Consider the following 13,343-nt stretch of genomic DNA (forward strand, 5'->3'; position numbering starts at 1 on the left):
CAGCGGCTCAGCTCAGGCCAACCCATTCGACCAACGATTCACCACGACTTCAGGCACCGCCGCGCGCACCGGCGGTCCCGTCGTCAGCCGGTGATGGCCACCGGCGCGTCCCACGCGTCACGGTCGACGGTGAGCGTGACGCCGCCGTGCGCCTCCTTGCTGTTGACCATGTACTGGTGGGCGCGACTGTGGCCGGTGAACTGGGTGGCGCCCCACGGCCAGTCCGCGGTGGTGGTGTTCTGCTTGTCCCACAGCGCGTACCAGAGGTTGCCGGGCAGGTCCGTCTTGTCGGTGGCGGTGGCGACGGCCTTGGCGCTGGAGCTGGTGAAGCCGTAGTAGCCGGCACGGTACGTCTTGGCGTGCAGTTCCTTGTCGAAGGCGCGGACGTACGTCAGCACGGCGTCGTTGCACGACGTGTTCGTGGTGTCGTACGCCTCCATGTCCAGGTAGATCGGGCTGCCGGCCTTGATGCCGAGTGCCGAGGCCTTGGCCACCGCGTCGTCCGCCTCGGACTTGCCGACGGACGCGGCGGTGGAGGCGCTGATCTTCTCGGAGCCGCCGGACCCGCAGGACGGCTGGGCGCCGACGTAGAGGGGGATGAGCTTCCAGCCCATGGCGGTGACGTCCGTGACCCACTTGGACGTGAGGTTGGGCTGGTTGCAGCCGCGGTTCTTGCCGCCCACGTAGACGGCGGCGGCGCCGTAGAAGCCGGTGTGCCAGGCCTTCATCGTGGCTTCGGAGGGCGCGGTGCAGGTGTCGAAGGCGCGGCCGGTGAACGTCTTCTGCGCCGGCCAGGTGGTGGCGGCCATGGAGGCCTGGGCCGCAATGCCGGCACCGGCGACGACGGCCGCACCGGCCACCGCCCACGTGACGTACCTGCGCTTCTTCGACTGCCGATGGCCGGCCATGAAACCCCACCCCTGCTCGTACGTGCCTGGCGAAAAACGAAGCGCAACCTATACGGCGCCGCCCCTGTCTTCGGGAAACGCAATCTCCCGAAGATCACAAGAATCCCTCAGGGAACGGCAAAATCTAGCCGCGCACCTGTCCCAGCCACTGCAGAGTGCGGCGGATCTCCGCGGCCAGCGGGTGTCCCGGGCCCTGGAAGCGTTCGACGTCCATCAGCAGTCGCGCGAGCGTGTCGTGGGCGGCCGGGCGGTCGCCGAGCGCGAGCAGCAGGTGGCCTATGCGGCGCCGCACGTCGTGGGCGAGCTGCGGGTCGCCGGAGACGTACTGGTTCTCGTAGTACGGCAGCAGCGCGCGGTACTCGGCGAGCGCCGCCGCCGGTTCGCCGAGCTGCTCCAGGCACTGGGCGGCCTCGTAGCGGAAGCGCAGGGACTGCGGGTCGGCCTGGCCGGCCTCGGCGGCGCGTTCGTCGCCGAGGCGGCGCAGTTCGGGCAGCGCGCGCCGGTACTGGCCGTCGTCCATCAGGGTGGCCGCGTACTGCTTGCGCAGGGTGCGCACGACCGGGGAGTGTTCGCCGTGCTGTTCGGCCGCGGCGGGCAGGATCGCGCCGAGTATGTCGACGGCCTGGGTGATGCGCCCCTCCCCGAGGAGCCGCTTGACCTCGTCGACGGCGGCGGCGACATCGGGCTTCTCGGCCGTGTTCGGCACGGGTGTCACGGGGGCGGGCTGGGGCGCGGGCGTGCGCGCGCGGTCCGGCCACGGGGCGTGCGGGCGCAGGAAGGGGCGCGTGGGGTCCAGAGGCGCCCCCGTGGGCATCCCGCGCGCGGGCAGGAGCAGCGCCAGGTGCTCGTACACCTCCTGTGCGGAGGCCGGCCGGTGCTGCGGGTCCTTGGCGAGCAGGCGCAGGACCAGTGCTTCGAGCGCCTCGGGGACCTCGGGGCGGATACGGCGCACGGGCAGCGGGGGCTCGTACAGGTGCCGGTGCAGCACGCCGAGCGCCGTGGATCCGGCGAACGGCACGTCACCGCTGAGCAGTTCGTGCATCAGCACACCGAGCGCGTACAGGTCGGTGTACGGGCCGACCGCGCCGCCCATCGCCTGCTCGGGCGCCATGTAGGCGGGCGAGCCGATCGGCGAGCCGGTGTGGGTGAGGCGGGTGGTGTCGGTGTCCATGACCGAGGCCACGCCCAGGTCGAGCACCGTGACCGTGCCGTCCTGCTTCACCATGACGTTCCGCGGCTTGAGGTCGCGGTGCACGATCGGCACGGCGTGCACGGCGCTCAACACGGCGCACAGCTGCGCGGCCACCGCGACCGCCCACTGCCACGGGTACGGGTCGTGCTCGGCCAGGTGGTCGGAGAGGTCGGCGCCGTCCACGTACTGCATGACGAGGAACAGCTCCTCGCCCTCGCTGCCCGCGTCGTGCACGGTCACCAGGCCCGGATGGTCCACCTGCGCGGTGACCCGGCACTCACGCACGAAGCGGCGGCGCAGCTCGTCGGCCTCCTGCCCGGCCACCTTGTCGGGGCGCAGCAGCTTTACCGCCACGCGCCGGTCGAGCCGCTGGTCGTATGCCGTCCAGACCTGGCCCATGCCGCCCTGCCCGATGAGCGTGGACAGTTCGTACCGGCCGGCGACGACACGTCCTGTCGCCACGGTCACCGTCCGCCCTCGTGGCCGGCGTCCTGCCTGCCCTCGTCACGGCCTTCCTGGTGGCCGTCGTGCTTGCGCAGGTAGTCGCTCAGCTCGTCCAGTTCGGCACGCACCTGCTCGATCCGGGCGGGCGCCGGGCGCTGGGGCGGCGGGGTCGTCAACGGGGGCCGCGGGACGGGTGTGTGCGCCATCGGGGGCGTGACGGGCGGGGACGGCGCGGGCGCCGGGGTCTGCGCCCCGATCGTCGCCGTGAACGGCGGCGCAGGCTGCGGATAGCCGTACCCGGACAGCGCCCGGTTCGCCTCGTACGCCCTCCGGAGCTTCTGGAAGTGCCGTATGTCCGCCACCAGGTAGTAGACGAGCACGACCGGCAGGCCGCCGAGGATCAGGACCATCCCCAGGTAGCCGCCCGCGGTGTGGACCTCCTCGCCCGGCTCGCTGCCCAGCAGCACGATGGCGAGGAAGTCGGCCGCCAGCACCGCCACGAACAGGCCCCAGTCCAGCGACTTGCGCGTGACGGCGGCCAGCCGCAACAGCATCGCCCAGGTCAGGAAGCCGAGGCTGAAGATCCCGATCGCCACGAACAGCACACGCATGAAGACCAGCCACCCGGTGTGGGGCGGCTGCTTCACCGGCCGTGCGTAGCCGTGGCCTTGCATGACTGCTCCTGATGCCTGACAGGGGTGTACGTGCCCGCCCGATGCGCTCGGCCGGGCGGACAACACCACTCGTGCGATGGTCGCTTCGAGCATATGGCCCGGCGCGGACAACCGGCCCGGGTTGTACCGAACCGTTGTCCGGGCACCGCGGTCAATCAGGCGCGACGGTGCCGTCCGTGAGCCCGTCGTACATCCCGCGCACGAGCTGCTCCCCGAGCCGGCTCGTGTGGCGCAGTGCGCGTTCGAACTCGGCGAGCGCGCGGAAACGCGCACCGTAGCGCCGTTGTTCGTCGAGCGGCAGCCGGGGCAGCTGCAGGCGGCGCACGTCCAGACGTGTGGCCGTGGACGCGTAGCTGCTGGCCTGGCGGTGGTTGGCCGTACCGCGCAGGAAGCCGGCGAGGAACCAGGGATCGAGCGCCGTGGGATCGGGGCGCAGCAGCACGAGACTGCGCCCCAGGGCGGCGCCCCCCGTCGCCTCGTCGATCACGCGCGCCACCGAACCACCCCCGAGCACCGGTACGACGACGTCGCCCGGCTCGGTCAGCACGGCCTCCTCGTCGCTCTCCGGAAGCGTCCCGGAGGGTGCCGTTCCGGCGAGCACGTCATGGTCGGTGAGAACGGGCACGCGCGCGCGGCCACCGTTTCCGCCGGTGCGCAGCACCAGCGCGCCCCCGCGCGCGAGTTCGCCGACGGTGGTGAGCGGCCACCGCGCGGGTGACCCCGGATCGGCCGGGGGCGGGGTGAGGTCGGCGGTCAGCCGCAGGGTCTCGCCTAGGCGTTCGCGCACCGCCGCGAGCTGCTCCACCCCGTCGGCCACGGCCGGGGGCGGCAGATGGCGGGCGGGGGCGAGGTCCACGTCGTCGTCGAGCAGCCCGATGACCGGCACGGAACGCGCCAGCCCCGGCCGCTCCTCCAGCCGCCCCGCGCGCTCGAAGGTCCGCCAGGCGTCCAGGACGGCGTCCCGGACCGCCTGCCAGTCCGGCCCGCCCCGCGCCTCGCCCGCGAACCGCCCGGTGTCGGCGAGCAGCACCTCGGGCGCCGCGGGCATCCGGTCCGGCCGGCGCAACACCCACACATGGAGCGGGATGTTGTACGGCGGCGCCGCCCCGACCGGCAGTGCGACCACGGCCCGCAGCGCGCCCCGGCGCAGCAGGTCGGCACGGATCCGGCGCCCGGAACGGCGGGAGGCCGCGGCCGGCGGCATCAGCAGGACGGCGGTGCCGCCGTCGGCCAGCCGGGCCAGCGCGTGCTGCACCCAGGCCAGCTCGGACTCGGTGCGCGCGGGGAAGCCGTACTCCCAGCGGGCGTCGTAGGCGAGCTCGTCGTGGCCCCAGTTGCGCTCGTTGAACGGCGGATGGCACAGGACGGCGTCGGCGCGCAGCTGCGGGTAGGCGTCGCCGCGCAGGGTGTCGCCGACGGCGCCGCGCACGGTGGCCCGGGCGTTGAGCGCGAGGCGCAGCGCGGTCAGCGCGGCGAGGTCGGGCGCGCTGTCCTGGGCGTACAGCTCCTGGTCGGGGCGGGCGTCCACGGCGCGCAGCAGGGCGCCGGTGCCGCAGGCCGGGTCGAGGACGGTGCGGGCGGGACCGGCGAGGTCGGCCATGAGGCGGGCGAGTTCGGCCGGGGTGAGCGTGTACTGGCGCGGGTTCGCGTCCAGATGCCGGCCCAGCAGGAACTCGAAGGTCTGCCGCGCGCCCAGCTCGGCGGCCAGCTCGGCGGCGCCGCGCAGGAGAGGGGCGGAGGGGAGGAGCTGGGGGCCTGTGGGGGTGTGGAGGGCGGGTGCGGTGTGGAAGGTCGGTGCGTTGTGGGTGGCCGGTGCAGTGTGGGTGGCCGGTGCCGTGTGGGTGGCCGGTGCGCTGTGGGCGCCCTGCGGGGTGTTCGCGGTGGACGGGGTGTGCACGGCGGGTGGGGCGTGCACGGCGCTCGGAGTCGGGGAGCCGACCCCGCGGTGAGCCGCTGTATCGGTGTTCACAGAAAGCGGACTGTTCACAGCCGATGAGGCGCTCCCAGCTCCGTCGGCGTGAACACCGCGGCTGTACGTGGCACCGAAGCGCGGGGTGAGCACCTGGTCCAGCGCTCCGGGCAGCATCGCGGCCAGCCGCTCGTCGGAGCCGGCGCTCACGTCGAGCCAGACAGTGGGGCGCTCGTGGATGAGCAGCAGGGCGCAGCCCGCGTGCACCAGGGCGGTGACCGGCCCCTCGGGGTGACCGGCGAGCTGCTGCCAGACCCGTTCCCGCAGCGGTACCTCGGCGAGCTTGCCCTGCTTGCGCAGCCAGGCCTCCACCTCGGCCAACGCGAAGGACGGGCTGGTCTCGGTGCCGCCGACCGGCTTGGGGAAGTCGGCGTGCCGGCGGCGCCAGTTACTGACGGCGGCCCGGCCCACCCCGGCGAGCCGGGCGATACCGGCCGCGGTCACCTCTGTCGCGTTGTCCTGCACCGGCCCCACTCCCCCTCGTCCCGTGTGTGCGTCGAGCATACCGACGTACACAAGATCCCTGCATTCACGCGCGTGTACACAATCAATGATGTGAACCGTGTTGACTCGGTTCACAGCCTCTGGTCTTATTGACCCAGCGAACGAGCGACCAGCCGGAGGGGGCGGTCGCCACGCCAGGGGAGGGGGTCCCGTCATGGGGATGAAGGGCAAGATCGCGCTGGGCGCCGTCGTGGGTGTCGTCGTCATCGGTGTCGTGTCCGCGAACGCCGGCAGCGACGGCAAGGACGCCGGCTCCGACAGCAGCGGCAAGGACTCTTCGGCGTCCGCCGCGCACCAGCCCGGCGGCAAGAAGGACTCTGGGGGTGCCAAGGCGGCCGAGGGGAAGAAGGCGGCCTTCGGCGGGAACGGCGACTACCAGGTCGGCTCCGACATCAAGCCCGGCACCTACCGCACCACCGGCAACACCGACGGCATGTGCTACTGGGAGCGCGCCAAGGACGCCTCGGGCGACATGGACTCGGTGCTGGCCAACGACAACGTCACCGGCACGAGTTACGTGACCCTCAAGGCCGGCGACAAGCTGTTCAAGTCGACCGACTGCAAGGACTGGGAAGCCGTGGACCCGAAGGCGAAGGGCACGCCCGCCTCCTCGATGGACGGCGACGGCGGCATGTTCAAGGTCGGTACGGACATCGCGCCGGGCACCTACAAGTCCTCCGGGAACAAGGACGACTCCTGCTACTGGGAGCGCACCAAGGGCGCCTCGGGCGACACGGACTCGGTGCTGGCCAACGACAACGTCGCCGGTACGGCCGTCGTCGCCATCACCTCCACGGACGCCTACTTCAAGACGACCGGCTGCGGCGACTGGAAGAAGACGGCCTGACCCGGCAGGCGCTCCCGCCCCGGCACCCTGGCCCCGCCTCCGGTGCCGCTTCGCACCCCCACTGCCTCACACCTACCACCGCATACCAAGTACCGACTCTTCCAAGGAAATTCCATGCGTCTTCCGTCCCGTTTCGTCAAGGTCCTCGCCGTCGCCGCGCTGCCGCTGGCCCTGGCCGCCTGCTCCACCGGTTCCTCCGACGCCACCACGTCGGCCAAGGCGACGAAGGCCAAAGACCCCAACGCCGGCCTGATGACGGGCACCCAGCTGAAGAAGGCTCTGGCACCGGCGTCGGTCTACCCGTCCCACCTCACCGCCGTCGCGGACGGCGCCGCCGACAGCGGCAGCGAGTTCCTCGCCCCGAGCAGCCGGAACACGGCGAAGCCGGATTGCTCCAAGTTCGAGAACACCTCGTGGATCGACGTGACCGGCTTCAAGGGGGGCGTGTCGTTCGCGCAGAACGACTACGCGAACAAGGACCAGAGCGAAGAGATGGTCCAGGAGATCGACGCGTTCCAGGGCACCACCGCGACGACGGTGATGAAGGAGGTGCGCAACGCCGCCACCGCGTGCGCCACCTTCACGGACACGGACGCGCACGCCAAGGTGAAGCTCTCCGGCCGCGACACCTCCGGACTCGGTGACGAGGCCTACACCATCACGCTCACCAGCCCTCGCTGGGAGAACGGCACCACCCTGGTGGCCGCCCGCGTGGGCAGCTCCGTGGTCACCGTGATGTCCACGGCCGGCAGCGACAACGGCGCCGCCAACGCCACCAAGCTGGCGGGGCACGTCGTGGGCTCCCTGAAGGACGCGGCCGCCAAGTCCTGATCACCGGGACCGACGGCCGAGCCACGCCTCGCACGGGTCACACCGAGCACGGGCCACGCCGGCACGGATCAGAGCGGGTGTCGCATCCAAACGTTGGGTTCGACGTAGACGGCGTACCCCCGCTCCGGTTCGCAGCGGACCGGGACCAGCGCGCCGGGCACCTCGACGTCCCCCGGGACGTCGAAGGGCAGCCCGGTCCAGCGGCGCCACTCCGCCAGCGAGGCGCCCACGGTCATGGAGGCCGGGGCGATCGAGTCGATGGTGGCGCCGGCCCGGGCGTGCACGCGCAGCCACGGGTCCTCCGGCAGGCCGTCGGGGCGCACCCGGTGGGCGTACTCGGTGATCGGGGTGTGCGGTTCGCGGTGCTTGGCGCTCGGGCGGACGGGGGCGACGACCTCGCAAAAGCCGTGGGCGCGGGCGTTGTCCCGCATCGCCGAGAGCATGACGGCGGACAGGCCGTGGCCCTGGGCGTGCGGCGCGATGACGACGGAGATCGCGCTGACCGTGTCCGGGCGGGTGCCGCGGCGCCGGTCGGCGAAGGCCCACAGCAGGATCTCGTCCCAGCCCCGGGCGGGCAGGGTCCCCCGGCCCTCGGCGGCGAGGGAGAAGGGCACGCTGAAGGCGTGGGCCACGACCTCGCCCCGCTCGTCCTCGGCGAACAGCGCGTACTGCGGCAGTTCGGTGGGGATGCGGCCGTAGTGGGCGCTGCCCACGGGGTCGTTGGTCACGAACTCGGGCCATGTGTCGGCCATCCCGAGCACCGCCTGCAGCCGGTCGGGCCGTTCGGCGAGAGTGCTTACCTGTACGTCCATGCAGGTCACCGTAAGTGGCACGCACCTGCGGGGACAGCGAATTCAGCCCGTCGCCGAGCGACGGTCCTTCAGTCGGAGCCGGCGAGGAAGAGGACCCGGTCGGTCTTCGGCTCGTACCCGAGCATCGGATGCCCGTGAGCACCCTCCGGATCCAAGCGGAAGATCGCCACTATGTCGGGCGTCAGCCATACGCTCAGGTTCGGGCACTCGGCGCCGGCAGGCCTGGAGAGTACGGCCGCCGCCCGTGGCAGCGGGAGAACGGTGCCGCCCTCCTCGTAGCAGTACCGCAGGCCGCTGTCCCGTACGAGGTCCAGAACGGCCTGCCAGTCCGCGGTTGAGGCGCCGGGCACGCGCAGGTCCGGCAGCGTGCCCGTCACCTCGGGGTCAAACCAGTCGGCGACGTCGTCCCAGAGCAGGTCGGGCATCCCCCCCATGGTGCCTGTCGGGCCGTCACCGGTGCACCCGGGTTCCGGCCGTGGACAGGCCCGGCTCAGCGCGCCCGGAACCGCTCCGGGGCCTGCGTCGGGTTGCCGCCCGTGGGGAGTTTCTGGTTCGGGCAGGTGGTGAGGACCTTCGTCATCGCGGCCTTCTCGGCGGCGGTGACCCACAGGCCGTACTTCTTCTTGACGGCCACCTGGGCGGCCACATAGGTGCAGCGGAAGGCCTGGCCGGGCGGCACCCAGGTGGCGGTGTCGCCGTCGCCCTTGCCGCGGTTGGTGCTCGCGTCGACCGCGAGCAGGTTGAGGGGGTCGTTGGCCAGGGCTATGCGCTTGCTGGGGTCCCAGTACTTGGCGCCCTTCTGCCAGGCGTCCGAGAGGGCGACGACGTGGTCGATGTCGACCTGGCTGCGGCCGCGCCGGTAGGTGATGTCCTTGCCGGAGTAGGGGTCGGGCTCCAGGAGGCCGTAGGTGACCTTGCAGGTGCCGCCGGTGAACTTCACGTCCTTCAGGTCGCGCTTGAGTATGTCGTCGCGGGTGTCGCAGGAGTTGGAATCGGTGTCGGCCCAGGCGGAGCCGAACCGGGCCCGGGAGTAACCGGTCTTCGGGGCGCGGCCCTTGACGGGCAGCGACTCGGCGGCCGCGAGGGCGGCGCCCCCGCCTCCCGTCCGCTCGGGCCCGGAGGCCCCCTTGCCGGGTTCGGCCTTGCAGCCGGCCACGGCGACCATCACGACCGCAGCGGTGACCGCCCCACCCCTCAGACGCCTCACGCGCGTCCCCCCTGGCTCGCCCTGGTCCGCCCTCACATGCGGGGCGGATCGTTCCGCCTACCACCGTAACGGCCCCGCGGCGTCCCTCCGATGGGGGCCGTCGAGGAGATTCCGTGCATTCGGTGTTGTGCGGGGGCATGCGACGCCCGGAACGGAGCTCGGGGCGGCAGGGTCGCACGCCCCCTGAAGGCCTGCGACCCCGAAACCCTCCTCGCCGCCTACGAGCCCAGGATCGAGGCGAGGAACTCCCCGACCCAGCCCAGCAGTTCCCGGCCGACGAGCGGCTTGCCGCCCACCTTCGCGGTCTTCGGGCGCGGCACCAGCACCTGGTGCACGGCCGGCTTGATGACCGTGCCGGGGTACAGGCGCTTGACCCGCAGCTCCTGCGACTCGCGCAACTCCACCGGGGCGAAGCGGATGTTGGTGCCCTGAAGGACGATCTCGCCGACGCCGCACGCGCGCGCGAGCATCCTGAGCCCGGCCACCAGGAGCAGGTTCTCCACCGGCTCGGGCAGCTTGCCGTAGCGGTCGGTGAGTTCCTCGCGGACCGCCTTGATGTCCTCCTCGGAGTTGGCGGAGGCGATGGCACGGTAGGCCTGCAGACGCAGCCGCTCGCCGGGTGCGTAGTCGTGCGGGACGTGTGCGTCGACGGGCAGCTCGATCTTGACCTCGAGCGGCGGCTCCTCCTCGATCTCGCCGGTCTCCAGCTGCCGCCGGTAGTCGGCGACGGCCTCGCCGACCATGCGCACGTACAGGTCGAAGCCGACGCCCGCGATGTGCCCGGACTGCTCGCCGCCGAGCAGGTTTCCGGCGCCGCGGATCTCCAGGTCCTTCATGGCCACGTACATGCCCGCGCCCATCTCGGTGTGCTGGGCGATCGTGGCCAGACGCTCGTGCGCGGTCTCGGTGAGCGGCTTCTCCGGCGGGTACAGGAAGTAGGCGTAGCCGCGCTCCCTGCCTCGTCCCACGCGGCCGCGCAGCTGGTGCAGCTGGGAGAGGCCGAAGGTGTCGCCGCGCTCCACGATGAGCGTGTTGGCGTTGGAGATGTCGATGCCGGACTCGACGATCGTCGTGGAGACGAGCACGTCGAATTTCTTCTCCCAGAAGTCGACGACGACCTGCTCCAGGGCCGACTCGGACATCTGGCCGTGGGCGGTGGCGATGCGCGCCTCGGGGACGATGTCGCGCAGTCGGGCCGCCGCGCGGTCGATGGACTCGACCCGGTTGTGGATGTAGAAGACCTGGCCCTCGCGCAGCAGTTCGCGGCGGATGGCCGCGCCGATCTGCTTCTCCTCGTACGGCCCGACGAAGGTGAGCACCGGGTGGCGCTCCTCGGGCGGGGTGGTGATCGTGGACATCTCGCGGATGCCGGTGACCGCCATCTCCAGGGTGCGCGGGATCGGGGTGGCCGACATGGTCAGCACGTCGACGTTGGCGCGGAGCTTCTTCAGCTGCTCCTTGTGCTCGACGCCGAAGCGCTGTTCCTCGTCGACGATGACCAGGCCCAGGTCCTTGAACTTCGTCTCGGAGGAGAAGAGGCGGTGGGTGCCGATGACGACGTCCACGGCACCGTCCTTGAGGCCCTCCAGGACCGCCTTTGCCTCCGTGTCGGTCTGGAAGCGGGAGAGCGCCCGTACGTTCACCGGGAACTGCGAGTACCGGTCGGAGAACGTACCGAAGTGCTGCTGCACCAGCAGGGTCGTGGGGACGAGGACAGCGACCTGCTTGCCGTCCTGTACGGCCTTGAAGGCGGCGCGGACCGCGATCTCGGTCTTGCCGTAGCCGACGTCGCCGCAGATCAGGCGGTCCATGGGGACCGACTTCTCCATGTCCTCCTTGACCTCGGCGATGGTGGTCAGCTGGTCGGGGGTCTCCGCGTAGGGGAAGGCGTCCTCCAGCTCGCGCTGCCAGGGGGTGTCCGCGCCGAAGGTGTGGCCGGGGGCGGCCATGCGGGCGCTGTAGAGCTTGATCAGGTCGGCGGCGATCTCCTTGACGGCCTTCTTCGCGCGCGCCTTGGTCTTCGTCCAGTCCGCGCCGCCGAGGCGGTGCAGGGTGGGGGCCTCGCCGCCGACGTACTTGGTGATCTGCTCCAGCTGGTCGGTGGGGATGTAGAGGCGGTCGCCGGGCTGGCCGCGCTTGGCGGGGGCGTACTCCACGACCAGGTACTCGCGGGTGGCGCCCTGCACCGTGCGCTGCACCATCTCGATGTAGCGGCCGACGCCGTGCTGTTCGTGGACGATGTAGTCGCCCGGCTCCAGGGTGAGCGGGTCGATGGTCTTGCGGCGGCGGGCCGGCATGCGGGCGCCGTCCTTGCCGGCGGCCTTCTGGCCCGACAGGTCGGTCTCGGTGAGGACGGCCAGCTTGAGCGCCGGGTCGACGAAGCCGAAGTCGATCGAGCCGCAGGAGACGTGCACGACGGAGGGGTTCAGCTCGCCGAGGTCGGCGTCGAGGCGGGCCGCGATGCCCTCGCCGCCGAGCACCTCGACGGTGCGGGCGGCCGGGCCGTGGGCCTCGGTGACGAAGACCGTGCGCCAGCCGTCGGCGAGCCAGCCCTTGGTGTCGGCGAGGGCCTTGGCGGTGTCGCCGCGGTAGGTCTCGGGAGCGTGCATGCCCAGCTTGAGGGTGTCCGCGTCGAGCTCTTCGTCGGCGGCGAAGGGCGAGACGGACCACCACATCATGTCCCGTTCGCGGGCGCGGTCGCGGACGTCGGCGATGGACCACAGGGAGGCGGCGCCGACGTCGATGGGGGCCTCGCCGCCGCCTGCCGTGGCCGCCCAGGAGGCCTGCAGGAACTCCTGGCTCGTCGCCACCAGGTCCGCGGCACGGGTACGCACCCGCTCCGGGTCGCACACGACGGCCATGGCGTCCTTGGGCAGGACGTCGAGCAGCAGCTCCATGTCGTCCACCAGGACCGGCGCCAGGGACTCCATGCCCTCCACCGCGATGCCCTCGGCGATCCTGCCGAGCAGTTCGCCGAGCTCCGGGTGCTCCTCGGCGAGGGCACGCGCGCGCGCACGGACGCTTTCCGTCAGCAGCAGTTCGCGGCAGGGCGGGGCCCACAGACCGTGCTCGGCGACTTCGAGGGAGCGCTGGTCGGCGACCTTGAAGTAGCGGATCTCCTCGACGTCGTCGCCCCAGAACTCGATGCGCAGGGGGTGTTCCTCGGTGGGCGGGAACACGTCCAGGATGCCGCCGCGTACGGCGAACTCGCCGCGCTTCTCCACCAGCTCCACGCGCGCGTAGGCGGCGGCTGCGAGGGCTTCCACGACCTCGTTCAGGTCCGCCGTCCGGCCCGTCCTCAGGGACACCGGCTCCAGGTCGCCGAGGCCCTTGACCTGCGGCTGGAGCACGGAGCGTACGGGCGCCACGACCACGGAGACCGGACCGGTCTCGGGGTCGTCGGGGCGGGGGTGGGCGAGGCGGCGCAGGACGGCGAGGCGGCGGCCGACGGTGTCGCTGCGCGGGCTGAGGCGCTCGTGCGGGAGCGTCTCCCAGGAGGGGTACTCCACGACGCCCTCCGGGGGCAGCAGCGAGCGCAGGGCCGCCGCCAGGTCCTCGGCCTCGCGGCCCGTCGCCGTCACGGCGAGCACCGGACGGGCGGCCTCGCGGGCGAGGGCGGCGATCGCGAAGGGGCGGGCGGCGGGAGGGCCGACGAGGTCGATGTGCATGCGGTTGCCGTCCGCGGCCGCTGTGATCGCTTCCGCGAGGGCGGGGTCCTTGACGACGGCGTCGAGCAGACCGTGCAGGCTCATGGGGGGTTTTCCGTCCGGAGATGGGCAACGCAAGTAGCCCGGCGCGGGTGGCAGCCGGGGGTGTCCAGCCTACGACGCCGTCGCTGCGGGCGTCGGAGGCTGTGGACAACTCGGGTGGTCCGAAGGCGCGGGCAGCGAAACGCCCGGTGCCGACGCGTCCCGCAGGACGTGCCGGCACCGGGTCTTCCCCCGCAACCCCCGTA

Annotated in this window: 10 protein-coding genes; 2 read left to right on the forward strand and 8 right to left on the reverse strand. The window is 72.0% G+C overall.

Annotation, left to right across the window (positions count from 1 at the left end):
* Positions 1 to 83: 83 nt before the first annotated feature.
* The 4 genes from ACIF83_RS16195 to ACIF83_RS16210 all read right to left on the reverse strand — a co-directional run bounded on the left by ACIF83_RS16195 (position 84) and on the right by ACIF83_RS16210 (position 5,652).
* Positions 84 to 908, reverse strand: coding sequence for a glycoside hydrolase domain-containing protein (locus tag ACIF83_RS16195; protein ID WP_393471570.1), 825 nt, complete (start codon positions 906 to 908; stop codon positions 84 to 86).
* Between the two features lie 124 nt (positions 909 to 1,032).
* A complete protein-coding gene (locus ACIF83_RS16200; protein ID WP_393472684.1) occupies positions 1,033 to 2,526 on the reverse strand; it encodes a protein kinase in 1,494 nt (497 codons plus the stop codon).
* Between the two features lie 38 nt (positions 2,527 to 2,564).
* Positions 2,565 to 3,218 carry a hypothetical protein gene (locus ACIF83_RS16205; RefSeq protein WP_399727307.1) on the reverse strand — a complete coding sequence of 218 codons (654 nt, stop codon included), beginning with the start codon at positions 3,216 to 3,218 and terminating at the stop codon, positions 2,565 to 2,567.
* Positions 3,219 to 3,369: 151 nt separating this feature from the next.
* Positions 3,370 to 5,652 (reverse strand): N-6 DNA methylase, encoded by a 2,283-nt coding sequence (locus ACIF83_RS16210; protein WP_399727310.1) that lies wholly within the window; start codon positions 5,650 to 5,652, stop codon positions 3,370 to 3,372.
* A 193-nt stretch (positions 5,653 to 5,845) separates the two neighbouring features.
* On the opposite strand from ACIF83_RS16210, the gene ACIF83_RS16215 reads away from it, so the two are divergent.
* The gene (locus tag ACIF83_RS16215) at positions 5,846 to 6,538 is read left to right on the forward strand and encodes a hypothetical protein (RefSeq protein WP_399727313.1); all 693 of its coding nucleotides are present in this window, start codon (positions 5,846 to 5,848) and stop codon (positions 6,536 to 6,538) included.
* A gap of 114 nt (positions 6,539 to 6,652) precedes the next feature.
* The gene (locus ACIF83_RS16220; protein WP_393471582.1) at positions 6,653 to 7,369 is read left to right on the forward strand and encodes a hypothetical protein; all 717 of its coding nucleotides are present in this window, start codon (positions 6,653 to 6,655) and stop codon (positions 7,367 to 7,369) included.
* Between the two features lie 68 nt (positions 7,370 to 7,437).
* Here the strand turns inward: ACIF83_RS16220 and ACIF83_RS16225 are convergent, their stop codons facing one another.
* The 4 genes from ACIF83_RS16225 to mfd form a co-directional block, all read right to left on the reverse strand.
* Entirely contained in the window at positions 7,438 to 8,181 is a 744-nt protein-coding gene (locus ACIF83_RS16225; RefSeq protein WP_393471584.1) for an N-acetyltransferase, read from the reverse strand.
* A gap of 68 nt (positions 8,182 to 8,249) precedes the next feature.
* Positions 8,250 to 8,606, reverse strand: a complete 357-nt coding sequence (locus tag ACIF83_RS16230; protein ID WP_399727316.1) for a hypothetical protein — start codon at positions 8,604 to 8,606, stop codon at positions 8,250 to 8,252.
* 65 nt (positions 8,607 to 8,671) lie between these two features.
* Positions 8,672 to 9,388 (reverse strand): HNH endonuclease family protein, encoded by a 717-nt coding sequence (locus ACIF83_RS16235; protein ID WP_399727319.1) that lies wholly within the window; start codon positions 9,386 to 9,388, stop codon positions 8,672 to 8,674.
* Between the two features lie 218 nt (positions 9,389 to 9,606).
* A complete protein-coding gene (gene mfd / locus ACIF83_RS16240; RefSeq protein WP_399727322.1) occupies positions 9,607 to 13,140 on the reverse strand; it encodes a transcription-repair coupling factor in 3,534 nt (1,177 codons plus the stop codon).
* Positions 13,141 to 13,343 lie beyond the last annotated feature (203 nt).

The sequence above is a fragment of the Streptomyces sp. NPDC085866 genome, from assembly GCF_044541035.1.
Taxonomy (GTDB): Bacteria; Actinomycetota; Actinomycetes; order Streptomycetales; family Streptomycetaceae; genus Streptomyces.

Excerpts from the sequence above, each read along its gene's own strand:
- ACIF83_RS16195 (WP_393471570.1), bottom strand. The coding sequence starts at position 908 with ATGGCCGGCCATCGGCAGTCGAAGAAGCGCAGGTACGTCACGTGGGCG.
- ACIF83_RS16205 (WP_399727307.1), bottom strand. The coding sequence starts at position 3,218 with ATGCAAGGCCACGGCTACGCACGGCCGGTGAAGCAGCCGCCCCACACC.
- ACIF83_RS16215 (WP_399727313.1), top strand. The coding sequence starts at position 5,846 with ATGGGGATGAAGGGCAAGATCGCGCTGGGCGCCGTCGTGGGTGTCGTC.
- ACIF83_RS16220 (WP_393471582.1), top strand. The coding sequence starts at position 6,653 with ATGCGTCTTCCGTCCCGTTTCGTCAAGGTCCTCGCCGTCGCCGCGCTG.
- ACIF83_RS16225 (WP_393471584.1), bottom strand. The coding sequence starts at position 8,181 with ATGGACGTACAGGTAAGCACTCTCGCCGAACGGCCCGACCGGCTGCAG.
- ACIF83_RS16230 (WP_399727316.1), bottom strand. The coding sequence starts at position 8,606 with ATGCCCGACCTGCTCTGGGACGACGTCGCCGACTGGTTTGACCCCGAG.
- mfd (WP_399727322.1), bottom strand. The coding sequence starts at position 13,140 with ATGAGCCTGCACGGTCTGCTCGACGCCGTCGTCAAGGACCCCGCCCTC.